At 55.1% G+C, this 25,440-nt stretch carries 24 protein-coding genes and 4 pseudogenes; 16 read left to right on the forward strand and 12 right to left on the reverse strand.

The features are described from left to right. Window positions 1–43: 43 nt before the first annotated feature. Window positions 44–436 (forward strand): nuclear transport factor 2 family protein, encoded by a 393-nt coding sequence (locus C2L65_RS36220; RefSeq protein ID WP_042304834.1) that lies wholly within the window; start codon window positions 44–46, stop codon window positions 434–436. A gap of 390 nt (window positions 437–826) precedes the next feature. On the opposite strand, the gene C2L65_RS36225 is transcribed toward C2L65_RS36220, so the two are convergent. Then, window positions 827–1,279: a MarR family winged helix-turn-helix transcriptional regulator gene (locus C2L65_RS36225; RefSeq protein WP_042304835.1), complete on the reverse strand. Its 453-nt coding sequence runs from the start codon at window positions 1,277–1,279 to the stop codon at window positions 827–829. A 124-nt stretch (window positions 1,280–1,403) separates the two neighbouring features. Continuing rightward, complete coding sequence (locus C2L65_RS36230; RefSeq protein WP_042304836.1) at window positions 1,404–2,102, reverse strand: M15 family metallopeptidase; 699 nt, start codon at window positions 2,100–2,102, stop codon at window positions 1,404–1,406. A gap of 198 nt (window positions 2,103–2,300) precedes the next feature. Here C2L65_RS36230 and C2L65_RS36235 point away from each other — a divergent pair, with 198 nt between their 5' ends. After that, complete coding sequence (locus C2L65_RS36235) at window positions 2,301–2,813, forward strand: winged helix-turn-helix transcriptional regulator (protein WP_233446621.1); 513 nt, start codon at window positions 2,301–2,303, stop codon at window positions 2,811–2,813. Window positions 2,814–2,914: 101 nt separating this feature from the next. Here C2L65_RS36235 and C2L65_RS36240 read toward each other — a convergent pair whose 3' ends face one another. Next, window positions 2,915–4,540 (reverse strand): methyl-accepting chemotaxis protein, encoded by a 1,626-nt coding sequence (locus tag C2L65_RS36240; protein ID WP_081920754.1) that lies wholly within the window; start codon window positions 4,538–4,540, stop codon window positions 2,915–2,917. Between the two features lie 753 nt (window positions 4,541–5,293). Here C2L65_RS36240 and lpdA point away from each other — a divergent pair. After that, complete coding sequence (lpdA, locus tag C2L65_RS36245; protein WP_042304837.1) at window positions 5,294–6,724, forward strand: dihydrolipoyl dehydrogenase; 1,431 nt, start codon at window positions 5,294–5,296, stop codon at window positions 6,722–6,724. 271 nt (window positions 6,725–6,995) lie between these two features. Here the strand turns inward: lpdA and C2L65_RS47335 are convergent. From C2L65_RS47335 to C2L65_RS36265, 4 genes and pseudogenes are all read right to left on the reverse strand, one after another. Next, window positions 6,996–7,082 (reverse strand): annotated as a pseudogene (locus tag C2L65_RS47335) (HyuA domain-containing protein); the annotation flags it as partial. 453 nt (window positions 7,083–7,535) lie between these two features. Next, the gene (locus tag C2L65_RS36255; RefSeq protein WP_042304838.1) at window positions 7,536–8,330 is read right to left on the reverse strand and encodes a hypothetical protein; all 795 of its coding nucleotides are present in this window, start codon (window positions 8,328–8,330) and stop codon (window positions 7,536–7,538) included. Window positions 8,331–8,448: 118 nt separating this feature from the next. Then, entirely contained in the window at window positions 8,449–8,730 is a 282-nt protein-coding gene (locus C2L65_RS36260; protein ID WP_042304839.1) for a hypothetical protein, read from the reverse strand. Window positions 8,731–8,945: 215 nt separating this feature from the next. Then, window positions 8,946–9,761: pseudogene (locus C2L65_RS36265) on the reverse strand (LysR family transcriptional regulator); the annotation flags it as partial. Window positions 9,762–9,935: 174 nt separating this feature from the next. On the opposite strand from C2L65_RS36265, the gene C2L65_RS36270 reads away from it, so the two are divergent. The 4 genes from C2L65_RS36270 to C2L65_RS45830 all read left to right on the forward strand — a co-directional run bounded on the left by C2L65_RS36270 (window position 9,936) and on the right by C2L65_RS45830 (window position 12,689). Next, window positions 9,936–10,793 (forward strand): alpha/beta hydrolase, encoded by an 858-nt coding sequence (locus C2L65_RS36270; protein WP_052426787.1) that lies wholly within the window; start codon window positions 9,936–9,938, stop codon window positions 10,791–10,793. 135 nt (window positions 10,794–10,928) lie between these two features. After that, window positions 10,929–11,363, forward strand: coding sequence for a hypothetical protein (locus tag C2L65_RS36275; protein ID WP_042304840.1), 435 nt, complete (start codon window positions 10,929–10,931; stop codon window positions 11,361–11,363). 228 nt (window positions 11,364–11,591) lie between these two features. Beyond that, window positions 11,592–11,951 carry a hypothetical protein gene (locus C2L65_RS36280; RefSeq protein ID WP_233446622.1) on the forward strand — a complete coding sequence of 120 codons (360 nt, stop codon included), beginning with the start codon at window positions 11,592–11,594 and terminating at the stop codon, window positions 11,949–11,951. Window positions 11,952–12,185: 234 nt separating this feature from the next. Next, complete coding sequence (locus C2L65_RS45830; protein WP_156132232.1) at window positions 12,186–12,689, forward strand: hypothetical protein; 504 nt, start codon at window positions 12,186–12,188, stop codon at window positions 12,687–12,689. Between the two features lie 33 nt (window positions 12,690–12,722). Here the strand turns inward: C2L65_RS45830 and C2L65_RS47340 are convergent, their stop codons facing one another. Next, window positions 12,723–12,911, reverse strand: coding sequence for a MerR family transcriptional regulator (locus tag C2L65_RS47340; RefSeq protein WP_156132233.1), 189 nt, complete (start codon window positions 12,909–12,911; stop codon window positions 12,723–12,725). A gap of 367 nt (window positions 12,912–13,278) precedes the next feature. On the opposite strand from C2L65_RS47340, the gene C2L65_RS36295 reads away from it, so the two are divergent. The 5 genes from C2L65_RS36295 (at window position 13,279) to C2L65_RS36315 (ending at window position 16,601) form a co-directional block, all read left to right on the forward strand. Then, window positions 13,279–13,590, forward strand: a complete 312-nt coding sequence (locus C2L65_RS36295; protein WP_042304843.1) for a BufA1 family periplasmic bufferin-type metallophore — start codon at window positions 13,279–13,281, stop codon at window positions 13,588–13,590. Between the two features lie 31 nt (window positions 13,591–13,621). After that, window positions 13,622–14,545: an MNIO family bufferin maturase gene (gene bufB, locus C2L65_RS36300; protein ID WP_081920757.1), complete on the forward strand. Its 924-nt coding sequence runs from the start codon at window positions 13,622–13,624 to the stop codon at window positions 14,543–14,545. Then, window positions 14,535–15,314, forward strand: coding sequence for an HvfC/BufC N-terminal domain-containing protein (locus C2L65_RS36305; RefSeq protein ID WP_042304844.1), 780 nt, complete (start codon window positions 14,535–14,537; stop codon window positions 15,312–15,314). The genes bufB and C2L65_RS36305 overlap by 11 nt, the downstream gene beginning before the upstream one ends. A gap of 2 nt (window positions 15,315–15,316) precedes the next feature. After that, window positions 15,317–15,820 (forward strand): DoxX family protein, encoded by a 504-nt coding sequence (locus C2L65_RS36310; RefSeq protein WP_042304845.1) that lies wholly within the window; start codon window positions 15,317–15,319, stop codon window positions 15,818–15,820. A gap of 139 nt (window positions 15,821–15,959) precedes the next feature. After that, window positions 15,960–16,601 (forward strand): DUF1109 domain-containing protein, encoded by a 642-nt coding sequence (locus C2L65_RS36315; RefSeq protein WP_042304846.1) that lies wholly within the window; start codon window positions 15,960–15,962, stop codon window positions 16,599–16,601. A 514-nt stretch (window positions 16,602–17,115) separates the two neighbouring features. Here C2L65_RS36315 and C2L65_RS36320 read toward each other — a convergent pair. Further along, on the reverse strand, window positions 17,116–18,102 hold the full coding sequence (locus C2L65_RS36320) for a zinc-dependent alcohol dehydrogenase family protein (protein WP_042304847.1): 987 nt from the start codon (window positions 18,100–18,102) through the stop codon (window positions 17,116–17,118). A gap of 182 nt (window positions 18,103–18,284) precedes the next feature. Here C2L65_RS36320 and C2L65_RS36325 point away from each other — a divergent pair, with 182 nt between their 5' ends. After that, window positions 18,285–18,803, forward strand: coding sequence for a TetR/AcrR family transcriptional regulator (locus C2L65_RS36325; RefSeq protein ID WP_158660424.1), 519 nt, complete (start codon window positions 18,285–18,287; stop codon window positions 18,801–18,803). Between the two features lie 106 nt (window positions 18,804–18,909). On the opposite strand, the gene C2L65_RS36330 is transcribed toward C2L65_RS36325, so the two are convergent. The 3 genes from C2L65_RS36330 to C2L65_RS36345 form a co-directional block, all read right to left on the reverse strand. After that, window positions 18,910–20,334, reverse strand: coding sequence for an aminotransferase-like domain-containing protein (locus tag C2L65_RS36330; protein WP_042304849.1), 1,425 nt, complete (start codon window positions 20,332–20,334; stop codon window positions 18,910–18,912). A 1,143-nt stretch (window positions 20,335–21,477) separates the two neighbouring features. Next, the gene (locus tag C2L65_RS36340) at window positions 21,478–22,809 is read right to left on the reverse strand and encodes an MFS transporter (RefSeq protein WP_042304850.1); all 1,332 of its coding nucleotides are present in this window, start codon (window positions 22,807–22,809) and stop codon (window positions 21,478–21,480) included. A gap of 79 nt (window positions 22,810–22,888) precedes the next feature. Further along, a complete protein-coding gene (locus C2L65_RS36345) occupies window positions 22,889–24,037 on the reverse strand; it encodes a phenylacetaldoxime dehydratase family protein (protein WP_042304851.1) in 1,149 nt (382 codons plus the stop codon). Window positions 24,038–24,721: 684 nt separating this feature from the next. Here C2L65_RS36345 and C2L65_RS47345 point away from each other — a divergent pair. The 3 genes and pseudogenes from C2L65_RS47345 to C2L65_RS45845 all read left to right on the forward strand — a co-directional run. After that, a complete protein-coding gene (locus C2L65_RS47345) occupies window positions 24,722–24,895 on the forward strand; it encodes a nitrilase-related carbon-nitrogen hydrolase (protein ID WP_156132245.1) in 174 nt (57 codons plus the stop codon). Between the two features lie 4 nt (window positions 24,896–24,899). After that, window positions 24,900–24,980, forward strand: a pseudogene (locus tag C2L65_RS47350) (hypothetical protein); the annotation flags it as partial. A gap of 56 nt (window positions 24,981–25,036) precedes the next feature. Continuing rightward, a pseudogene (locus C2L65_RS45845) lies at window positions 25,037–25,189 on the forward strand (FAD-linked oxidase C-terminal domain-containing protein); the annotation flags it as partial. Between the last annotated feature and the right edge of the window lie 251 nt (window positions 25,190–25,440).

Below are 25,440 nucleotides of genomic sequence, written 5' to 3' on the forward strand. Positions count from 1 at the left end.
CGATCGGCCGTCGCCGTCGACAGCACACCACTTGGAAATTAACATGACCACCGAAACCATCTCTGAACAGAACAAGAAGACCGTCCTAGCCTTCTACAGGGAGGCGCACTTCGACGGCGACGTCGATGGAGCCATCGCCCGATATGTCGGCGATACCTACATCCAGCATACGCCGGCCGCAGAGGACGGCGTCGAGGGCTTGCGCGCTTACATCAATTTTTTCCTCAAGAACTTCCCCAACGCAAAAGGTGATATTCGTCGCGTCATCGCCGACGGAGACATCGTCGCCGTCCACGCTCACTGGACCGGCCTCATTAGCCCGAACGGCGACGTCGGTATCGATATCTTCCGAGTAACGAACGGCAAACTCGTCGAGCATTGGGACGTCATCGCGCCGATCCCTGGCACGTCGAAGAACAACAACACAATGTACTGACATCCGGGCCGAGGGCCGCCCCGGCTGCTCCAGAGCGGGGTGTGGACGCGGCGAAGAGATCATTTTGTCTAATCCCAATACCGATTTGATCAATCCGCCGGCCGTGGAGATGGCCGCGAATAACAGGGTCAGGCTTGACTTCTTCGGGGGCCATGTCGTCGCAGCGTTCGCCGTCGTGATGTTCGGTTGGACGACAGGCTTCTACGGCCCAGCTGTCTACCTCTGCGAAGGCGGTACGGCTCAGGTTTAGGGGAATCTGGCTGATGTGTGATCGAACCTGCCGACGCGCAACACATGGTGACGACATCCGATTCCCTAGTCACCGGCTGGGACGTCTACGGCAAGGGCTAGATATTCACGTGGCGGTTCGGGTGCGAGTTCGTGCCACTCTCAATCGCGCCTTCCCGATTTAACCAGAGCGTCCCTCAGCATGGTGATAGCACGTAGCGCTACGGCGATTTCGTTGGCCTTCATTCCTGCTGACTCGACTATATCCAAACTCTGCGCCTTCTCACACAGACGCAGACCGCTTCTGCTAAGCGCTACCAGCACCTGCCTTTCATCTGCTACATGCCGTTGTCTTTGGACAAAGCCTTTGCTTTCCAGCTTTTTAAGGATCGGCGTAAGCGTGCTGGATGTGAGATAGAGCCTCTCGCCCAAATTGCCTACTGTCTGCTGATCCTGCTCTGAAAGCGCAATCAGAGTGAGATACTGCGTGTAGGTCAATCCTAGTTGGTCGAGCATGGGCTTGTATGCCTTGCCGAAGGCGAGATTCGCAGAATAGACGGCAAAAGAAAGGTAACTGTCGAGTCCAAGATCTGTTTCACGTTTTGAAGTAGTCATTTTGTCTGTTGATGCGTACGATGAACTCCAACTCCAAAAATCTACCCCGGCCCCCTCTTCCTGGAGTGGGATCACACAATAGCGAATCTTCTGTCGCGGTTCGAGAGCACACGACAATCCCCGCTCACCAGTTCTCAGGCGGTGCAGAGATATTCAGGATGTGATCGCGATGGATCTGGGCAATCCTTGCAAGAACCAACTCCTTCCCGAGCATGTCAGCGTCGAGGATGACCTCGGTGAGCAATTCAACTGTCACCTGCCTCATAGCCGGCATGGATAGCGGACCATAGCTCAGATGCCATGGCTCCGGATACATGCCACCGGTATACAATCTGTATGGCCTGAAGAAACCGAACCTGCTCGCGTTCACATCGAGCCATCTGTGCAGGTGCTCAAAGATTCCGCCCGGGACGACTTCTTCCGGCAGTAGCTTCACTGCGTAGTTGTCCGCGATCCTGCTTCCATCGATAACATCAATCTCTGTACCCCATTGATGCCGGCTCCCTCCTGGCAATGCAGACCAGTTTAGAATGCAATCGATAATTTCAGATGACGTGAGCAAGCTAAAATCGCGCGGACGACCTTGCATATCGTACAAAGGCTTTTTGCCGCTATACTTCCCGTTCCAGATGCGAAGCTGGGTGCGAAAGTCGCGAAAACTACTGTACGGAACGAGGTCGATACCCGCTTTGCGTGCATCAGATCGCATTGCCAGAAATGCATCGCCAACTTCGCGCTGCACTGCAAACCTGGGGTCCGCAAACTGGACAACATGCATTCTGGAGCGCCCAGTCAGTTCGCGTTCATCAAGAGTACGTGGCATAGACCAAAGGAACCTGCATGAAGGATTGAACGCCAACGGCGCACCGTAGAACCGCTCAGAAGTACGCGATGCGGTGCTTCAGATAATTGCTAGTTTAGTTCGTGCGAGCCTTCCTGTCCTCGACCACTGAAAGCAACCACGAGTGCAACCGGAGGACCGCCCGTACATCAGGCAATGACGTGCACGGTTTCCCCTACCATGGACGTCCATCTGTGGAGTGTTCAAATGGTTGTCTCGACGAAGTTTGGCAACACGCTCTGCCCGGTCGCACGATCCCAGGCCATCATGGGCGATCGCTGGACTATCGTGGTAATGCGTGAACTGTTCATGGGCAATCGACGATTCGACGACCTCATGGTTCAGTCGCAAGCAACCCCGCAAATGCTAACTCTCCAGCTTAGAAGGCTCGAAGCGAGCGGGTTGATCGAGCGACATCCTTATACAAGCAGGCCGCCACGTTACGAATATCAACTCACCACGAAGGGACAAGCCTTTTATCCCGTCATTCGTGCCCTGCGTGAATGGGGCGAGACATGGTGCAAGTCCGAGAATGAAGACGTCGCGGTGCGTTACAAACATCTGAAATGCGGCGGCAATGCTGGGCTTGGCGTGGCCTGTGAAACATGCGGAAACGTGCTTAGGCGAGAAGATCTGAAGCCGGAAATGAGCCCGTCGTATGCCCGCGAGCGCGCGATACGGCAGGCGGAATGAAAACCTCTCTGTTGGCCACAGTAGCTCTCGTTCAATTGCCCCTGTACGAGGCCGTCGCCGGCCCAGCATGGCGTGTTCAGCCTCGCTACACCCTTCCCTCGTCAGCTCGCAACCAACGTTCCGATCGACGGGGCAAGCTTGCCCGTCAAGGCTTCCTTTTCTGCGCCGAGTGTTTGTGCTCTCTCGTCCAGTCTGAAGGCGGCGACCAGTTGCGACAGCTCGCGAGCCTGATCGCGCAAAGCATGTGCGGCTGCTGCACTTTCTTCGACTAGCGCCGCGTTCTCCTGAGTGGTCTGGTCCATCTCTGTAATAGCGCGGTTGATCTGTTCAATGCCGTCGCTCTGTTCCTGACTGGACAGGCTCATTTCGCCGACGATCGCCGTAACATCCGTGATGCTTCGCACAACCCGCCGGATGGTCTCACCAGCCTGGTCGACCGTCTTGCTGCCCACACCTACGTGCCTGACGGAATCATCAATCAATGCCTTGATTTCTTTGGCCGCGACCGCGCTGCGCTGTGCCAGGCTGCGCACTTCGCCTGCGACCACCGCAAAGCCTCGACCGTTTTCCCCCGCTCTGGCCGCTTCCACGGCGGCATTGAGCGCGAGTATGTTCGTCTGAAACGCGATCCCTTCTATGACACTGATGATCTCTACGACCTTGTGCGAGGAAGCGTTGATTGAGTTCATCGAACTGACGACCTGATTCACCGCGTCTCCACCCTGTATTGCAACGGCAGAAGCGTCGCTGGCGATCCGATTCGCTTGCAGTGCGCTATCAGCGCCTTGTCTCACCGTCGAGGTCAGCTGCTCCATCGCGGCAGCTGTCTGTTCGAGCGCACTCGCCTGCCGCTCGGTCCGGCTCGACAGGTTCATGTTACCGCTGGCAACCTCATGCGAAGCATGTGTGATGGTGTCCGTGCTGTTGCGAACGTTGATCACGATACGATTCAAGCTGTTGGTCATACGCCCTAGCGCACGAAGTAGACGCGCTACTTCATCGGTTCCTTTCGTATCGAGGCGATGTGTAAGGTCGCCGTCTGCAACAGCCTCGGCCACCTTGACAGCCTCCTGAATCGGTCGCGTAATGCTGCGGGCGATCAACCAGCCAGTAACGAGGGCGCTCAAGATCGCAAACAGCGACAGGAACGCCATCTGCGTTTTCGCCCGCCCTCCTTCATCAACCACGTTGGCGACTTTGACGCTCATTTCGTTGGCCTGGAACTTCACCATTTTATCGACAAGCGCATAGTATTTATCTTGCAGGCGAGTCATTTCCCCGTCGTAGATCACCCGAGCCTCAACCTGGCTATCTGCCGCAATCCGCTCGAAAAACTTTTTGACGCTTTCCCCGTATTCCGCTCGAGCCTGAGTCTGCTCCTTGAACAGAGCCTTGCTCTGCTCGTCCAGCAGCAGCGACTGCAACCGCGCGTATGCATCGTTGTTCTGGTTCCTGACAATCGTGTAATCATTGATGTACCGATCCCTTTGTTCAGGCGTGTTCGCCCAGGACAAACTGTTCAGGATGGAGCTCGCCTTAAAACCGTTATTTTTGATAGCGTTGCTTGCGGCGATTAGCGCATATTGCTCGTTCACAATCGTATTCGTCTCTTCAACACTCCGGCTGATGCTTCGCGCACTAACCAATGCCGTACCGATCATCAGCAAGATGACAATCCCAAAAGCAGCACCGAGCCGGACCCCAATCTTCAGCCTGAGTATCTTCATTAGAGTAGTTCCTGTTTGACAAGATAAATGCGTTAGTAACGAACCGGTCATCTTCCTCATGTGCGTGACTTCATCTGGGCCAGAACTTTAATCAACGTCGTGAAGCGCAAATTGGCGAACGTTATCCAGAACGTCCATTCAGATTGATCACGCCAGATTCCCATGTTCATGGATATCGACAATGCCCCAGGTAAATTGAGTAGTTTCCGCGCATTTTTTTAGATTCGCACGGTATTGTGCTCATACACGCAAATTTAGATGATCAAGCTTTCCGCAATGACCTTTATATTTCTTGAATAGAAAAACATTAGAATGACCGCAGAGCGTTTTATGCGGTCGAACGAGGACAATCTGAAAAATCGATAGTGTGTAGTGACACTTAAATTTCGGCCGACGTCGGCGCCTAAAGATGCACTCTTCAATAATTCAAGGTTTTCTGCACGGTCTTCCGATGCGTGCTACGTTGTACCCTCTCTTGGTGATCCGCCATTGCGCAGGATGAGACCGCATCTTCAGATTTGAAAGGACCAACATTCCTCGCCATCTCTGCCTTTTTGCAAGGCGGACGCCGCGATCGGTACATCGGGTATATATCCGTCCTCGAGTTGACGTTACTGACTGTAGGTACTGTGCTGATCACTGCACAACCAACGCGCTCGTCCATAACACTGATACCCGTGCTCAGGAGGCGTACCGGCTATGGAATGCGTCATTGGGTGCAACAGTACATACCCTTTTCACAAGAGGACACTAATGTCAAAAGAGTTCGACGTGGTTGTGATTGGTGCAGGACCCGGTGGCTATATCGCGGCCATCCGTGCCGCACAACTCGGCAAAACGGTGGCTTGTATCGAGAAGTGGAAGAATCCTGCCGGCGCACTGAAGCTGGGCGGCACGTGTCTGAACGTCGGCTGCATCCCGTCGAAGGCGCTGCTCGCGTCGTCGGAAGAGTTCGAAAACGCATCGCATCACCTCGCAGACCACGGCATCAGTGTCGAGAATGTCAAGGTCGACATCATAACGATGATGTCGCGTAAGGAAGCGGTAGTTGAAAAAATGACGAAGGGCGTCGAATTTCTGTTCCGCAAGAACAAGATCACGTGGCTCAAGGGTCACGGCAAGTTCACAGGCAACACGGATGCCGGCCTGCAGATCGAAGTGTCAGGCGAAGGCGAAACGGGACAGGTCACGGCGAAGAACGTGATCATCGCGACGGGCTCGAAGGCGCGTCACTTGCCGAACGTTCCTGTCGACAACAAGATCGTCGCCGATAACGAAGGCGCGCTGTCGTTCACCGAAGTGCCGAAGAAGCTCGCCGTGATCGGCGCAGGAGTGATCGGTCTGGAGTTGGGCTCAGTGTGGCGCCGTCTGGGCGCTGACGTGACTGTACTGGAAGCGCTGCCCGAGTTCCTTGGCGCTGCCGACCAGGCGCTCGCGAAGGAAGCCGCGAAGCAGTTCAAGAAGCAGGGGCTCGACATTCACGTCGGCGTGAAAGTCGGCGAGGTGAAGACGACCGACGGCGGCGTGTCGATCTCGTACACGGACAAGGATGGCAACGCGAAGACGTTCGACGCCGACCGCCTGATCGTGTCGATCGGCCGCGTGCCGAACACGGACGGACTCGGGCTTGACGCCATTGGCCTGAAGACGAACGAGCGCGGGTTCATCGACGTTGACGATCATTGCGCAACCTCGATCCCTGGTGTGTATGCAATAGGCGATGTAGTGCGCGGCCCCGCGCTTGCGCACAAAGCCGAGGATGAAGGATCGATGGTGGCAGAGATCATCGATGGTCAGAAGCCTGAGATTGACTACAACTGCATCCCGTGGGTCATCTATACCGATCCGGAAATCGCCTGGGTGGGCAAGACCGAGCAACAACTCGTCAACGAAGGGCGAGCAATCAGGACGGGCCAGTTCCCCGTGTTGGCCAACGGTCGCGCGCTTGGCATTGGAAAGGCAGACGGTTTCGTCAAGATGATCGCCGATGCGAAGACTGATGAACTTCTCGGTTGCCACATTATCTCAGCCAACGCGTCAGACCTGATCGCCGAAGCCGTTGTTGCAATGGAGTTCGGAGCCTTATCGGAAGACATTGCCCGAATCTGTCACCCTCACCCGTCCTTGTCAGAAGTGATGCGCGAAGCCGCTCTCGCGGTCGACAACCGCGCTTTGAATAAGTAGCCAATTGTCCGGAACCCAAACCTGCCCGACGTTCAGTGACGATGTGCGCCACGCCCGCGCACATCGCTCACTGCTCCAAGAAGATCATACCGGCATAGCTTCTCATATAGTGCGTTTTTAGCAAGGCCAAACTGCGCGGCCGCTCGATGCCGCGCCAACGCCAGTCGGCTATATTCCGCCTCGGCCATCCTGAGGGATTCACGCGTTGCCGCAACCGCTTCGTGCAACGCCTGCTGTGCCGAACCCACAACGGGCGGCCGAGCGGCGCTCACCTCCCGTCGGCGCGCACGAAGAAGGTGTCGGCCACCGTACCGCCTGCATCGATCCCTAACACCTGGACTTGCGAATGCCCTTCCATATTTACGTCTCCTGTAGTCAGCTTTTGTCGGGAGCCGACATGAGACGGCGGCGTCGTATTCGCCACGCCTTAGATGACAGTTCGCGGCAAACATTGCAACTGCTATGCCATTTGTCCCAGATGCATGCACGAGGGCCTGTGACACAAGGCTGGAGGGGCAATACGCCGAAATCGACACCGTCGCAATTGAACCGTATCGGTGCCTTGATGGCCGATTTCCGATCGGGCCCAACGTCCGGTTTACGGTCAGTCGAGTAGCAAGCGCGGCGGCGTGAAACGAATGACCCAGTGATGGATGGGCGACGCGTGCTTGCCACCCTGAGCCCGGAATAGCGACAAACGACACGAGACAGGTGCTGAACTCGCTTGAATCGCACCGATGGCAATATCTGAGCACCTTTCAAAGACAGGTGCGAACGATGGGATAACCAGTCCCACAATTCTGCCTGGGCGTCAGATTGGGGTCGGTGTATAGCGAGTGACGTTCATCATGTATTGTTCTATCGCCTCGGAGATGAACGAACGCTCGACGACTCTTTTGAGCCAGGTATGGTCGACACTAATGTATTGTTCGAAGAAGGCTTTGTCACTCACGTAAATATCCATAATCGCGTGGGCAATCCATACATAAGGCGTCAAGGATGACCTCATCCTTTCATGGATGAAATCGTTATTGTCATCCAGTGCCTTGGCAAGTAGCCTCATGAATCGGCGGAGTGCACGATACCGATCGCCGTCGACCAGGTCATCGATCGAAATATACCGATCACCAGATCCGTCGCACCTGAGTTCATCCGGAACGCGTCCTCGAACGAGCGATCTCGCCTCTTCAATAACATTCATGTTCAGCAGTGTGGTTGCCGTTTTAAGGCAGGACAAAAACTGGGTAGTTGCCCGTGTTTTCGACGATCCGAGTGCCTTTCGCCAAGCGTCCAAGGGGCTTACCAGGTAACCCACCTCGGTTGCAACGAATCCCATGTAGCCAATGCTCGCGCCCACTCCGACCATGCACGTCAGGTATTTGTCGTTTTTGCACCCATGAGCGCTGAACGCGGCACTGTTCACCGAAATCAAGGCGCCTGGATCGGAAGGTGGCGCGAGCACCAACGGGTTCAGGCCGTGCGTCGCTTTCCCCGAAGAGCCGCGCCGGATCGGTCCAGTGGTCCCCGATACTTGTACTCTTTTCGCGTGGTCACTTTCGGCAGCCGACTGGTCCTCCAATTCTGCTGAAGATCGGCTGCCATCCATAGGAGATTGCGTATTAGTCATAGTGTGTAAAGGCACAAAAAAAAACGCACCGTCAGGTGCGCTTGATCAGGCCAGAATATAGGTATTCTGCACGTGTGGATGAAAACAAACATTTACGCTAACCAGTTGCCGAATCAGCAAGCGACGTGACCCGCAAGTTCTTTGTTCGATCTCCAAGTACCGCTTCTTCGACCAGGTAATTCACGTAGTCAGCGTCATCGACCGATCCGTGTCTCTGTCTGATCTCAGCGCACGCGGCCGCACTCACCACCTCGTCGACAAGGCTCGACTCTATAAGGCCGATGGCAAGAAAGATGACATCCGGGTATGTACCAAGCACGCGCAATCTTACCTGCGTGACTGTCAATCCTTGTGCAATCGCATGGAGAATTTGAGACATTTCAGTTCGATGACCTGGTCAGGACATCATGCTATCCCGGAACGAGTCAGTGCGCAGAAAGACCGGTATTTTTTTCAGGCGCTGCTACTTCAGATCGCGCCGGCCTTAACGCAGACGCTCTCAAGCCGCCGCCCACTCCGCCACAACCGGCATGTTGTAATGTGACGCCGATTCAGAGTACGCATCGTACATATCTGTCCGAGATCTGCTCGACCCACCACAGAGATCGGCATCAGCAGCGGCTTGAACTGCGGCAGCACCTCAACCAGCCTTCCTTCCTGCAAGTCCCTGAGCACCATGAAGCGCGGCGGCTGGATCAGGCCGAACCCTTCAAGACCACACCTCACGTACGCGTCCGCATCGTTCACGGACATGCTCCCGCTTACTTTGACCTCAATCTCCTTACCCTCGACCAGAAAGGACCAGTCCATCAAGCGCCCGGTGCGACTGAAAAAATAGTTTACGGCCTCGTGGTTTGCGAGGACATCGAGCGTCATAGGCAGGCCGGCCCTCTCTATATACTCGGGCGCCGCGACCGTGGCGCACTCAAACAGGCCGACTCTGCGCGCCACAAGCGACGAATCCTGCAATGCACCGACTCGCACAACGCAATCCACACCCTCCTGTAGAAGGTCGACGTGCCGATCCGACAATCCAAGCTGGAGGTCAATGTCGGGGTACATTGAACGGAATTCACGCAAGCGCGGAATGACGACAAGCCTGCCGATGGAACCCGGCATGTCGATGTGCAGCTTCCCACGTGGCTTCTTGTTCTCGCTGTGGAAACTTGTTTCTGTTTCTTCAATGTCAGCCAAGATGCGCAGGCTGCGCTCGTAGTAGGTGGCATCATCTGGCGTTAGCGACAGCTGACGCGTTGTCCGCTGCAGAAGCCGTACGTCCAGAAACGTCTCCAGGCTCTGAAGGACCGTGAAAACGCCGGAGCACGGGATCCCCAGCGACTCGGCCGCCCGAGTGAAGCTGTTCGTCTCGACAATCCGCGTAAACACTTGCATAGCCAGAAAGCGGTCCATGGGAAATCTCCGAGCGGAGACGCCTGCTAAGCAAACAGGTCGAGCAGCATCGCTCGTTTTACCTGCCGATTGTTCACGCATTCAGACATATGTTTTTAGATTATGGTTGTTTACCAAAACATGGACTGAATTCACAATCCACGATACACACATTTCAAGTATGGCACTCACTGCATGGACATATTGGATTTACAGACCTCCGAGTCGCTACGTTTGCATAGCGCTGACGTTATCCGTGATTCCGGGCTACTGGATGTTGCAAACATCCGTATCGAAGGCTACTCACAGATTATTCCGCTGCGCGTCTATCGACGAACGGACGTAAAGCAGGATGTGCCGGTTCTCCTCTATTTCCACGGCGGCGGATTCACGCGTGGATCTGTCTTACAGGCGGATTACGTGGCACGGCATTTTGCGCAGCACACGCCGGCACTGGTCGTATCTGTGGGCTATTCGTTGGCACCAAGGTTTCCATTTCCAGCCGCGCCTGAAGACGCATGGCGAGCTGCCGAATGGGCCAGAAAGCACGCTCGCATTTACGGAGCAGACGAAAGAAAGATTGCGGTGGCAGGATATGATGCAGGTGGGTCGATTGCAAACGGCCTAACGCTGATTGCCCGTGATCGCGGGCTGCACATAGAGGCCCAGGCGCTGTTCGGTCCGATGCTCGATCCAAGCCTTTCGCGACTGGGTGACGAACACATCCTCGCTTCAGATATTACCGCCAGCGACTGTGCACAATCCTATCGCGCATATCTTCCGAAAATCGCGCAACGCATGCATCCGTACGCTGCCCCTATTGAATCGACACGGCTTGCTGGTCTGCCCTCAACGTTCATCGCCACCGCACAAAACGACGTATTACATGTCGAAGCGGAACAATATGCCTGCCGACTTATTGATTCTGGTGTAGCTACACATGTCACACGTTTCCCTGGCATCTCGCATGCGGCACTGGCGGACGACCCCGCAGCGCTCTTGGAAGGGGTTCGATTTCTTCAATACCGATTTGATAGGCTTTCACACGCCTGAACGCTTGGTCGACGCTCATCCCGGCAGAGGTAATCTAGTCGTTCCTTCATCGCAATAATTGGAGGGTTTTTGGCGTAATCGCGCTGGAAGATTGATACTACGTCCAGACGACCACCAGCCACAGGGACATCATTCATGACTGGCAACCCCGGACTGTTCATCTACAGTGTCCCCGAAGCCGCGCGGGCACTCAGGTACGGCACAGACGAAACTAATCGGCTCAGCGCCTACGACGATGCTCAGCGAGCGATCATTGACCGTTTCAACCAGCACTCCGCTGACACCAAAATCTCGCTTTATAACGGAATTCTAAGGCGAGATCGAAGCATGGAGCTTTTCTACAGTTTCATGCTCCAATCAGACAGCTTCTACATGCCGTTTGATCTTCAAATCGAATGGATGATGGACGCGGATTTCGGATCGGACCTTAGGTTAGAAGGGATCGGGGAACACATCGCCCGACGACTGGAGTGGGCGTTTATCGAAGGTAAATACACCCAGGAGCTGGCAGCCGCGATTTCCTCCGCCGCACGGTTGATTCGGACATTATCGCGTAGACAAATACATTGATTCTCGAACGCACATGTAACATGGTGTGCCTCACGCCCCGCCGCTCCAATCGACGTCATTCCCAGTTTGCTCAACGTCTTCAACGGAACGGTAGTGCGCGTCCCTTGTGGCGTACATTAATAATCCAGGTATTTTCCCTGGAGTGCGTCGTTTTCCCTATTCAGATCAAGCGCCCGAAACCTAATCCTGCTATCGTGAATACACAGATAGTTAACCAATGAGGTCAACATGCGAAGGAACAGCGAACTTCTGAAGGCGATCCTCTCTTTCATGCAGGAACATGAAAGTCCGACCTTGTGTTGCAAGGAAATTGAAAACGGCGTCAGCAAAGCAGAAGGCCATGGGTGGCCCGAAATCAGACTCCATCTTGCGTTGCTGAAGGACATGGGACTGGTGACCGAATGCACGACACCGGCCGAGTACCGTCTTACCAGCGCGGGATACGATGTCGTCGAAAGCGCAGATCCCATTGAGCAAATGCGGATGTGGGCGAAAATTGCCAGCGGCCCAAATACGCCGTTGACACCGACATTCGCCGTGTCTCGCCATCCTCTTCCGCCCGCCGCACGCAGTCAGCGTTTAACGTAGGAAGGCACAAGCTCGCCAATTGCATAATTGCGTGCAGATGAAGAAGGGCTTCGGGTGCACCGGGGCCCTATCTACGTGACAAACTTATGGCGATCCTCTTTTAATTGGGGCCATGACGCTCTCTCGACCTCTCGAAGTGGATTCGCAGGACCGCAGTTACTGAAATCTGTAGCCGGCTGGTCGGTGCCGGCAGTAATCATCTGCGGAACGGACGGAGTCTCGACTAACGCCGTTGTGACCCACTTCGGCGCGACCGGACTCTCCACAATCTTCTTGCTCGCGGCCAGTGTCGCACAGCGGCTGTCTTCTTCGCGACTGTCGGTTTCTTTGCAGCCGTTGTCTTCTTCGCAGCGGTCGCCTTCTTCGCACACCGGTCGCCTTCTTCGCAACCGTTGTCTTCTTCCCAGCAACCTCGTCGGTGCGCGTGCTCGGAATCAAAAACTTACTGCGGACTTCTGCAAGCTACTGTTCATGGCTGGAATCCGGAACGGCATCAAGAACAATGCCCTCGGCGCGAAAAATTTCACAGATATGGAAAAGCAGCTAGCTGCCAAAGTGCAGCAACCGATCTTTCGTCACCAGCACGAGGCGCGCGACACGCTCCGAAGGATTTCGTGCAGTCATCACAGCAGCGTTTTCGCGGTGCTTCGGTCCACTCCCGACGTCCGAAATGACTTCGATTCTGGGGAAACCGGCCTCGACACGATGCTGCTGCAGCCGCGAAGCCAGCGTCATTAGCTGCTCGGCCTGATCGTGCGAGAAAACACGGGCCTAGCAGATCGTCTTTTCCGTTCCAGACTCAGCACCAGTCAAGGTCTGCACGGTGTGATGCAGGTAGCGTGGATGCCCGCCAATAGTCCGCCATGACGCCATCAATAATTCCTGCCGATGCCAGCGTCGCAGGGTACCTACCGCTACACCCAGTTCAGCCGCAGTCTCGCCTATCGACAACAGTCGCATGAGATATCCCCCTGTTGATATCTCGTGAAGCGACGTTTTTGAACGGACTGACCAGGTCGTTACGGATTCAGCGGCTACTGCTGAATCCCGTCGCTCTTTGACGGCTCCGGATTCGCTCGCGCATCGAAACAAAACGGTTGCTATATGTCCTATCGCCACGTGTCCACCTACACGAAAGACGGTCTCTGCAATTTTTGACGCGCGACGACATATGCAGTTCGAACGCGCGACTGCGGCCGGGCGCCTCGTTCAACCATGCGCGAGAAAAAGTTTTCACGGCCGCTGTAACCGCTAGTGAAAGGAGCGCGAATTAACTTGCGTATCCACTGTGGATACCTTCTATGCAAACCACCACTGGAGAAAGCAAATGTCCACCAAAACTTCCGTCACGTCGGCAATTCTCGCGGGCGCTGTTGCATCCCTTCTGGCATCGGTTGCTCATGCGGCGCCGCTTACGAAGGAGGAAATGGGCGCGGCCGTCGCGGCACACAAAGAGAAGTGCTACGGCGTGGCGCTGAAGGGGCAAAACGACTGCGCAGCAGGCCCCGGCACCACGTGCCAAGGCACCTCGACGGTGGACTTCCAAGGCAATTCCTGGAAGTTCGTCCAGGGCGGTACGTGCTCGAGTATCCAGGTGCCGGGCGGCGGCCACGGCTCGCTTACGCCGACCAAGTCCTGATCTCGTCGACGACGTGCGGAAAGGGGCGACCATGAACGATTCCACCAGAACATCGGCGAGCAGCGTGCGTGGCCGCTCCTATGACGCACCGCCCTCTGCTCACATCCTTGCAGGAACCAGTTTCAAGCATGAACATCTGAGCGCCATCCTTACCGAACAGCCGCATGATGGATTCTTCGAGGTTCACGCTGAGAACTATATGGGTGCTGGCGGTCCGCCCCATAGGGCGCTGACCGCACTTCGTGAAAACCATCCCATCTCGGTTCACGGCGTGTGCATGTCCATTGGAGGTCGCGAGCCTCTGAAGGTAGATCATCTCGCGCGCTTCCAGGATCTGGTGATCAGATACGAACCGGCTCTGGTCTCAGAACACCTCGCGTGGTCGTCCCACGGAGGGCGTTTCTACAATGATCTTCTGCCTTTGCCTTATACGAGGGACACGCTCGACAGGGTATGCGAGCACATAGATCAGATTCAGGAAAGACTGCGGCGTCGAATACTGCTTGAGAATCCGTCCACCTATGTCGCGTTCAAATCTTCAACGATGACTGAGCCAGATTTCATCCGAGAAGTTGTACGGCGCACGGGTTGCGGTCTGCTTCTTGACGTGAACAACGTCTTCGTCTCGGCCACCAACCACGGGTACGACGCATCCGAATATCTCGTCGACTTCCCACTTGAAGACGTAGGCGAGATTCACCTCGCAGGGCACACGGAGCAACGCGACGTCGAAAACAATCTGCTGCTGATCGATAGTCATGACTGCGTGGTGCCGGATATTGTCTGGACGCTTTACGAAAGCATCATCTCGCAAATCGGTCCTGTCTCAACATTGATCGAATGGGACAGCAAGTTGCCCGAGTGGCCGGTGCTGCGCGAACAGGCCCTGACCGCCCGCCGAATCATGAACGAATACGTCCCAAATATCCAGGAGGGAGCCAGTCATGGGAGCTGACGAACGTCTGTTCGAATACACATCGGCATTCGCGTCCGGTCTTCTTACCCCTGAGGTCGCTGCTCCCGTCGGGATTGTTGCCATCTCCGATAATAGCTTGGCAGACAGATATAACATTTATCGCAACAACGTTACGGTTAGCCTTATCGATGCGCTTGCGGCAATCTATCCAGCCGTGCAACGCATTACGGGGGGCGAGTTCTTCCGCGCCATGGCTCGTTTTCACGTACGTGCAACACCGCCCTCGTCCCCGCTGCTCTTCGAGTACGGGCGGGACTTTCCGGCGTTCATTGAAGGCTACGCGTATGCGCAAGAAATGCCTTGGCTCGCGGACACCGCCCGGATTGAACGGGCATGGATGGACGCATACCATGCCGCCGATCTGCCTGTGCTCTTGGTGGAATCAGTGGCGACCATCGAAGAAGCTGCTCTGCCAGATGTTCGTTTCGTCCCGCATCCGGCGGTAAGCGTTGTTCGATCGATATATCCAGCGGTCGCGATCTTTGCAATGAACAGGGCGGATGGGCCAGTTGTACCACTGCGCTCCGGCGAATCCGAAGATGGCCTCATAACGCGCCCGGGGCAGGAAGTAATCGTATCGCGGCTTCCTCCAGGCGGAGCAACGTTTCTGACATGTCTTATCAAGGGCGCATCGCTGGGAGAATCGGTTGCGACTGCTTGCGAAGAATGCCCTTTGTTCGATCTGTCGGCCAACCTCGCCGGGATGATTTCAGCCGGTGTCTTTACGGCTATTCAAGATGGAGATTGAAAATGTCAAATAACCAACATCTCAGCACGCCCGCCATCGGCGGAATCGCGGGGCTGACGAGTAAAGCCAGGCGACTCATTGAAACACTCGCACAACCGTGGCTCGTTCAGCTTGTATTGCGACTGGCACTTGCCGTGCCGTTTTGGAGATCAGGTATTCTCAAATGGCACGGCTTCCTTCAGTTAAGCGACACCGCTATCGATCTGTTTACGGACGAATTCCAGTTGCATCTGCCGGGCGGACCCTATCACTTTCCTGTTCCTGCTGTTTTTGCGTTTTTTTCGGCCTGCGGTGAGGTCACCTTTCCTGTTCTGCTCGTGCTTGGAATAGGAACGAGGTTTGCCGCGCTAGGTCTGCTTTTGATGACGTGTATCATCGAACTCACTGTGCCGGACGGGTGGCCTGTTCATCTGACCTGGGCGGCAATGGCCTTGAGCATTGCAGCTTGGGGGCCAAGTTTGATCTCGATAGACTATCTCTTGGGAGACCGCTCGCCGAGATCCTGAACCGTTGACCAGACTCTGGCTCAACTTTTTTACTGACTATATCGCAAACGGGCGCCCAAGCGTACGCGCCGTGTTGGTCACTCCGTTGCATTGAATTCCAGTCGAGAGAGAGTTATCTTCTTCCCCTGGTAGAAACGACATGGAAACTCGGGATCTGATCGCACGGCTGTCTAGCAATATCTCAGCCATTGACTTTGACGCCGCCTCAACTCGGCTCAGCCGTGCGTCAATAATAGGGCTTGGTGGCAACACCGCCCTCCTGATCGTTCTTTTTGACATCCGCAGCGACATGCCGCAGCTTATGCTGACCGCGATGTTCTGGATCCGACTCGCGTTTCCGCTTGCAACAATTGTGGCCGCGATAAATCTCGTTGAACGACTTGGTCGCCCGGGCGCTCGTTTAAAATTGGCATGGCTCGCGACGGCGCTACCCATCGTCTCGATCCTTTCGGCCGCAATTGTGGTTCTGTTTGCTACGCCGCCGGGATATCGACTTCAGCTCATGCTCGGCACGACATGGAAAGGCACAACTGCAGACATCGTTATCCTTTCCTCGCCGTCATTACTTGCGGTGATGCATACCATGAAAGGGCTTGCCCCGACGCGGCCAGTAGTCACCGGAGCAGCGGTCGGATTGCTCGCTGGCGCCGAGGGCGTCCTTGTCTACACACTTTACTGCTCGGAGATGTCAGTCCCATTCTGGAGCGTCTGGTATCTGCTCGCAATTCTCGCGACGGCCGGCGTCGCCGCAGCCATAGCGCCAAGGTACCTTAAATGGTGAAAGCGAGCGGACGAGCGCCGACTTGCTTCGGCCTGCATACAGACGTTCTGAGAAGTCGTTGCCTATTGGCTTTCCGAACTCCGGCATGTGGCATGCCATGCAGGATAAGCATCCCGTCTCCGAAAAAAGTTTTCATCCTTTCACTCAAATCGGGTTCAAATCGATTCAGCTTCCACTCTGTAGCTCGCCACTAGAGCGTGTCAGATACTTTGCGTCAGACCGAATAACCTATCGGAATGGCGACGCGCAAACCATACTCTGCTGATGTGTCAGACGGGTAACGAAGCCTCACCGCTCCACATCTGATGTTGATGAACAAATAAGTGCCACAGCGCCGGTACGGACTGCGCGAGGTACTCAACGCGTTGGGCTGAATCGCGCGTGTGGAGGGTATCGCGGCCCATGCCGCCCCCTTCACGTGGGGAGGAGTGAAAGCAAAAGGTCTTACCAAAACAATCCCCACGCGACCCACGTGGGGCTCAAACAATACGTGTAGAAATCTGCCAAACGTCTCTTAGATGGTTACGATAATCTTGCCGAACTGTTTATTCGCCTCCAGATAGCGATGCGCCTCGACGATGTCACTCAACGGAAACGACCTATCGATGACTGGTTTGAGTGCGCCAGATTCGAGACCTTCAGTAATCCACTTGACCCCTGCCTTTAGCTTTTCTGGGTCGTACGTTGTCGTGAACAGGATTGCGCCCGTGATCACCAACATCTTCGTGAACACCGGGAAGTGCGGAATCACGGTCGGCTCATCGAGGGTGCCGTAGATGATCACTCGGGCGCGCGGAGCAGCAGCTTCCAGCAGCTTAGCAAAGGTAGGACCGCCCACGGGATCATAAATCACCTGCACGCCCTTGCCGTCTGTGATCTTTTTCAATTCTTCGACCAGATCCTGCTCTGAGGTTGCAATAATGTGAGCAGCACCTGCGCTCTGGATCTGCTCCTTCTTGACGCTTGTTCGCGTCAATGCAATGGGTATGGCTCCGAGCTTGTTTGCAATCTGAATAGCCGCAATGCCAACGCTACTCGAAGCGGCCGGGATCACGACGAACTCGCCCTTCGAAAGTTGCGCGGTACCGACCAACGCGTCGTAGGCCGTCAGGTAGGCCATCCACAAAGCGGCGGCCTCTTCAAAACTCAGGCTGGGCGGATGTTTGACTACGGCGGTTACCGGTGCAAGCACGACATCGCCATACATGCCATAGTCGTTGAACGAAAAGTTGGGCACGACTGAGACGGCGTCACCCACTGCAATATCTTTGACGCCAGGGCCAACGGCCTCAATGATGCCAGCAGCCTCGTATCCCAAACTCGCTGGGAAAACCGGGAATTCGAAGTACTGACCGCTACGAAACAAAGTCTCCGCGCGGTTCAAGCCAATTGCTTTTACAGCGATTCGAACTTCGCCCTCGCCCGGTTCGCCGACCTGTTTCACAGCGATCTCAAGCTTTTCCGGGCCTCCGACTTCATTGAACTGTACTACGTGCGCCATTGCATTCTCCGTGTGACAGTGAGACGGGCGCAGATGCCCTGCGTACCCGATTTCTCGTTCCATCCGACAATTTCGTCAGATCAATATACCTAGCGCTAGCTAGGTTGTTCGACGCATGGTAGGATCGACTTTGCTACTTGTCAATACCTAGCATGTGCTAGGCGGGAGATAAAATGAGTGGAATGGCTGAAAAGCTGATGGACCTCGCACAGGGTCGTCTTCAGGATGCGGGGTATTCGGGGTTCAGCTTTCGCGAACTGGCGACTGCCGTGGGAATCAAGAATCCCAGCGTTCATCACTACTTTCCGACAAAAGCGTCAATGGCCGCCGCCGTAGCGCGACGCTACGCTGATCAGATTTTCGAGAACACGGCGCCAAGAGAAGGCGAGACACCGGCCGAAGTGATTGATCGTTACCGCACGGTTTTTCGTGAGGGCATCGCTAACGGACAGATGTGTCTTTTTGGAATGCTAGCGGCCGAGTCAGGCGGCATTCCTGACGAGGTCAAACAGGAAACAGGGATCTTTTTCCGTCGCTGCGTGGATGATCTGCGGCTACGCATCGGGGGAAAAGACGCAGAAGCTCGCGCCGTGCGGGTCATGGCGATACTGGAGGGTGCACATATCATGGCGCGCGCATATGGCAGCATCGACGCATTCGACTCGGCAACTGCCTGCCTCTCCGGGGATAGCCCGATCTGACTGCGAAGGCGATTCTCGCTTAAGCGACGCGCTTGCACGTGATTCACCGACTCACTTACGCAAAGGAAGTAAGCGGGCAACTATTTGCAGCGCCTGACGCTATGACTTATCTCCTCGCCTGCCATACCAGCTGGCCAAGTGTTTCGATAGCAGCCTGCATCCTGTCACTCCACGGGTGCCCAAAATTCAGCCGGATGTAGTTTCCGAATGCTTGCTGCGACGAAAATATCGGCCCGGGCGCGATGCTCACTCCGTTCGCTAGCGCACGGCGATGCAATTGCATCGCGTCGACACCGGGCGGAAGCCGAAGCCACAAGAAATACCCGCCTTCGGGGCGAGCCCACTTCGCGCCGTCCGGCATCCAGCGTTGAAGGGCAGCGTTCATCGCATCGAGCTGGCTGCGAAGCGCAAAGCGCACCCTGCGTAATTGTCTGTCATAACCGCCGTGATTGAGATAATCGGCGATACCCGCCTGTCCATTGATGCTTGCTGATAGCGTGGTCATAAGCTTCAGTCGCTGTACCTTTTGAGCATAGCGACCAGCCGCTACCCATCCAACGCGGTAACCTGGAGCGAGCGTCTTCGAAAATGAGCTGCAATGCATCACAAGCCCCTTTCGATCGAACGTCATAGCCGGCAATGGGGGAACGGTGCCATGGTACAACTCGCCGTAGACATCGTCTTCAATGAGCGGCACATCTCGATCCGCCAGCATTTCCACAAGCGCCTGTTTCTTCTCCCGCGACATCGTTGTGCCCGTTGGATTCTGATAGCTGGTCATAAACCAGCAGGCACGGATGGGATGACTCCGGAGCGCAAGTTCGAGCGCCTCCAAATCGAGGCCGAAGACAGGGTCTACCGGAATCTCGACGGCGCGCAAGTCTAGGCGTTCAATGGCTTGGAGGGCTGCGTAAAATCCAGGCGATTCGATAGCGACAACATCCCCCGGCCTTGTAGTTGCCATCAGACACAGATTTAGAGCATCGAGAGCACCGCTCGTCACAACCAGTTCCTCCACAGGTTGAGCAATGCCCAGCCCCATATAGCGCCGCGAGATGTCGCGCCGCAGGCTTTCGTTTCCTGGTGGCAAATCCGTCACGGTGCTCCACGGGCTAATCACGCGACTCGAGTGCGATAGAGACTTTGCAAGCCGCTGCAATGGGAACAATTGTGGCGAAGGAAAGGCAGAGCCAAGCGGGACCACTTCCGGATCTCTGATCGCATCGAGCACAGAGAACAATAGGTCACTGACATCGACCTTTGTCGATCTAACCTCGGCAACCGACATCTGGTCGACCTGCCGCACTCGAGGTGCGGGCGCGGCACCAGGAGCTACGAAATAGCCTGAACGCTCACGGGCCCGGACAAGTCCCCATTCCTCAAGCAGGTAATAGGCACGAAACACGGTCGATTGGCTCACACGCTGCTCCGTGGTGTGCTCTCGCAACGACGGCATGCGCGACCCGACGGGACGCCGGCCCGAGCGAATCTCGTCAGCCATTGCGTAGGCCAATGCTTCAAAACGCTTCATAGAAATGCCATTGGTGACGTTCACGTTACCACCAGCGCGGCAACTGTTGAGACATCCACGATATGTATCGGCTCGCTTAGTCTCACCAGAACGTCTATCGAACTTCGTCCTCGTTCCAGACGCTGCTTTTCAGATCTCAGGTTCGACTCCGCTTACTCATATCGAATGTTTTCCTGACAATGTCATGATGATCTCGCCCACACAATTGAATTAATTTTATTAACTTACAGACTTATCTTATAAATTGCATTCTCAGCGTCGGCGGGAGCTTGGTGCCGCTTTTCAAGTGTTAGGGAGCGCACACCGATCTATCCAGCTCGACTGTCTGAGCCGTGCGCATCAGAGTCTCCAAATTTGTGCAATGCGGCAAGTATCAGACTGAGGTGTGTAGCTATCGTGCGACGCCCTGCAGGCCAATATCTACAAAGGCGCGGCATAACGGAAAGATAAGCCGGCATCCGGACGCATTCAACCAAGATCGTAGTGCAACGCCGGCTGTTGTCGCGTCCGGATGTTAAATCTCGACCACTTGGAGCTGTCTTTAAATAGGCTGAAGCTTCGGCATAGCGTTGTCGAAGCCGCAGGCCGTCGTTTGGAGCTTTTAAGTCTATTCCGGGCTCGGCAACTAGAATAGACGACCGGGGAACACCTGAAGAAAATCACCCTTGTGGCACTCATTGCGCATGCCGGCTTTGCGTTCGCTCACTGTTCAAGCCACGGCTACCTGCCACCCGCGTCTAACGGAACGGAAACTCTACCGGTCAGCACTATTTGAGCGGACATTCAGACATTCCACTCGAATGGTACGGAGACACAAGGCCATTATCAAACCAATCCGAACGGCGCCGAGATGGATAACTGGTCGCCCCAAGGCAATCAGAATCCGTACGCCGGTCCCTGGCGTACGAAGGCTGCCTACTGAGTTCGGCCTCACGGAAGCGCGGCTACCAAGCGATCCTTTGGCGAGTAACCTCGCTTTCGTCGACGGCATGGCGACAATACGCGGCAGCGCTTCGACGCTATCTAACCAGGCTCGAATGGTCGCGGTCCAGCGTGATACCGCCTTCGGCCGCGTGCTCGGTATAAGCGTGCTTCTTGGCGGCGCGCCGTGGCGTGTTCCATCGGCGACGGCGGCCGCGTCGTCTATCGATTGACGACTTTTGCCGGTACGCGCATTACAAGCAGAGCACCTGCGAACACCAACCCGGAGATCACGTATAGAGCTACGTCTGTACTACCGGACAGATCCTTGATCCAACCAATCAGGAAAGGACTGACGAAGCCGGCGGTCTGACCGAGAGAGCTCAGTAACGCGATACCTCCCGCCGCAGCTGCACTACCTAGAAACGCAGCAGGTAGCGGCCAAAACATCGGCATTCCCGCGAGGAAGCCGCTGGCCGCCAGGGAAAGACCGATCACCGCAACGACCGGATTTCCGCTTGATAATATGGATAAAATCATACCAAACACGCCCATTAGCATTGATCCGCAGAGGTGCCAACGACGCTCCCGGCGTGCGTCAGCCGATCGTCCGATCATGACCATATACACGGTCGCGCAGAAATACGGGATGACGCTGATCCAGCCGATGGCCTCAACGCTCTGAAAACCAAGCGATTTGATAATGCTGGGCAGCCAGAAGCTGATCGCATAGCAGCCCATCAGCACGCAGAAATACACGACCGCGAGCAACCACACGTTCCAGTTCCGCAGTACGCTGAGAAACGTCTCCGACGTCTGAGCGATCTCGCGGCGGCTCTTCTCGTCCTCTGCCAGTTCTGCAACAAGCAGCCCTTTCTCCTCGTCACTGAGCCATTTCGCCTCGCCGATGTTATCGTTGAGCACCAGATAGCCAAGCAACCCGAGAATGACGGTTGGCAGTCCCTGAAGCAAAAACATCCACTGCCAACCGGCGAGACCACCCTTGTCGGCAAAAAAATGCATCATCCAACCTGACAGCGGACTACCGATCAGGCCCGAGAGAGGCACCGCCGAAGCAAACATACCCATGATTCGACCCCGACGCGAGGACGGGAACCAGCTTGTAAAGTAAAGAACGATGCCCGGAAAAAAGCCCGCTTCAAAAAAACCTGCGAGAAAACGCAGAGTGTAGAAAGCCCCTGGTGTTTCAACAAACATCAACGAGATCGAGGCGACGCCCCACGCGCACATGAGCGTGCCGAGCACCCTCCTCGCTCCAAACCGCAGAAGAAGCATATTGCTCGGAACTGCATTCAGTACATAGCCAACAAAGAAGATCCCTGCGCCGAGCCCATAAACAGTCTCGCTCCATTTGAGCGCATCCAACATCTGAAGCTTCCCGAAGCCAACGTTAACGCGATCCAGATAGTTGAAAAGGTAACAAACAAAAACAAACGGAATCAGATGCAACGTAACTTTACGATAAGCACCTTCGAGCACCAACTGTTTAGCCTCTGCGGTCGGGACATCCATTGTCCACGCGGCGTTCGCCATATCTCCTCCAATCTTTGTCTATTTAGAGTAGAAATCGTAATACCTCTAGAGAGCACCACTGTTTTTACGAAATCTCCACCTACTCGAAGCACAAGCTGACATCCGGCGCTACTTCTGTTGCAACAAAGTAAGGCAGCAGTCCTGTCCGGGGATGGCAGTTGACGTACTGCGCGTCTAGCTCATCCTTCTTCAGAATGTGCCCCTCGACCCAGATATGCACCCAAGAATCGATCCCACCCGATCTGGCTCTTTCGGCTACGTCGTTTGAGAAGGCCCTCCAGCTCTTCAACAGCGAGAGATGGGTCGGATGTGTTCTCGCGGCATGTTCAATGTGACGACGGGATATAACAAAACCGAACTGTGATTGCCGCTCTATTTCCGCCCCCGATTCGAGGTCCTGCTCCCTACACGGACGCATACTGAGACTTCCCGTGGTTTTGGGTTCATGCTGCAGCGCTTCGACCCATTGCCCAATCACCGGCTCCATGCTTTCACGCCACATGGCACGGTCTGCTTCCACGGCGCTGTCCCAGTTCTGTCCTTCACGAGTAAAATAAATATTGTCGGGAATAGAGATACGAATGCGCTTGCCCTTGCTTGCCCGCACGACAGCATCGGGTACATCCGCATACGGCGTTTCGAAATCATCGTACTTGGACGCGGCATAACGGTCCCGGCCGCTACCCGTGTATCCGAAATGCGGCGATCGAACCAACGGTAGTAATAGCGCGATGGCGGCCTTCTTGTCGATGAAAGTTGAGTGCTGGAAGCGCTCCTTCGGCGTACACATAACCTCGCGCCAAAAGCCAACGTCGCTCGCAGGGTCAGCCGGCAAACCAGCCCACCACATAACTACGCTTGCAGTGTCACTCCATTTTTTAAACTCCTCTCGGCCAATCCAGTAGGCCATGAGCACGTCGCAATGGTAGCCATCAGAATCGATATAGTGAGCGCGCTCCACCTGATTTGGGCCCTGTGTTTCAGCGAACAATCTCCGGAGCTGATCCATGTATTGTTTCGCCGCCTCCGGTCGCCGTGCCTGAAAGCCGTACAACGCGAATACGACATGGCTGACATCCTCCGGCACTTCGACCATCCTGCCGGGAGACTCTGCAGGAGGAGCTTTCACTGCTGCATCCGCCTTTTCTTGAGTCAACTCGGATTTACTGCTAGCACGTACATCTTCAGACGAATCGTTGTCGCCGTCCGCACGAGATGCATCCGTCATTGCATTTGCCTCCACTTTTTTGATAAACCACTTCCGAATTTCCAGACTCGCAACAGCTCGCGTTAAATGATGCGGTGGTTGCAAACAGCGACTGGCGTGCTACACCTCAGTGCAATACGAAACGTCCCGAAGCTCGAGGGGGAACAGTGTTCCTATCGATCCACCCGACACCTTTAGTAGGCCGTGCACACCTGCAACGTATCTAATCTCGGTTATGGCACGACTATAGAAGCCACCGTTAAGCGTGAAAAGAAGCAGACGAAATTCAAATGATGCTAGCAGATCATCTGAAAACGAGACTCCCATCCCGTTTGGATATCCCTTTGATATTCCGTCGAATCGCCTGTCATCCTTGTCCATAAAGGAGTCTCGGGGCGTTGACCACCACCCCAAACTAACAAATATTTCTGGTGCTTCTTCATACTCCACAGATAAGTATCGAGTGTTGTTCGGTAATGTCACGGATTAAAACTGTGCGTTATATTTTTCGTGTGTATCGTTGACTAACGGGCTATCCAGTCCTGTTCTATCTTTTTGGCACAAACTGCAGTTCATGATGCGACGCACGACTTGTCGTGAGCGTATGAACATGCCGACGCACTTGCACAAACCCGACAAGTTTGGTCTGACGCACCCGCCCGCAACCGTACAGGCTGAGCCGGTATGGATGGATGCTGATGTACGATCGACAAGGCGAAGAGGATCATCGAGGAAGCAGCTGACAACGGCGCAAAGCTTGTCGCACTCCCGGAACTGTTCGTTCCGGGATACCCTTGGTGGATCTGGCTCGGCACCGCCATGTGGGGAGCAAAGTTCGTAGTGCCCTTCCACGAAAATTGCCTCGAACTTGGGCGATAAGAGAATGCAGCGAATTGAGTCAGCAGCGACACAAAACGGCATCTCACTCGTCCTGGGCTACGGTGAATGCGACGATGGTAGTCGTTACATGAGTCAGGTTGCCATCGACGACAGTGGAAAAATCGCCGATAACCGCCGCAAGTTCACAAAATCATCGGCGCTGGCATTATCCCGGCTGGCTTGGAAAAGATGGATAGCCTCGCGATCCGCGCGGCGGAGAATTTCATTCATGCTGGATATCCGGTTGATGCTGAGGCAATTTTGCTGTGCGAGCTCGATGGCGCAGAAGCAAACAGATCGCCATCATCTCTGCGACAGCCTTTCGCGTCCGGAGCGAGTGCACCAAGTAGCTAGTTCTATACGTCACAGTATCTGCATGGCGCGACGGAGCGCCGGTTTGTACCCGAGTTCGCGGCCCCACCCCGGAGCCGCTCACTCGCAGATAAGAATCTATCAACGATTCTGTGCCATGGCTGCCTCGCTTGATTTGAAGCTAAGCACTATCTGGATTTCCCCCCTGGTTTCGTAACCCCCAGTCTCTCTGC

It is taken from the genome of Paraburkholderia terrae, assembly GCF_002902925.1.
Taxonomy (GTDB): Bacteria; Pseudomonadota; Gammaproteobacteria; order Burkholderiales; family Burkholderiaceae; genus Paraburkholderia; species Paraburkholderia terrae.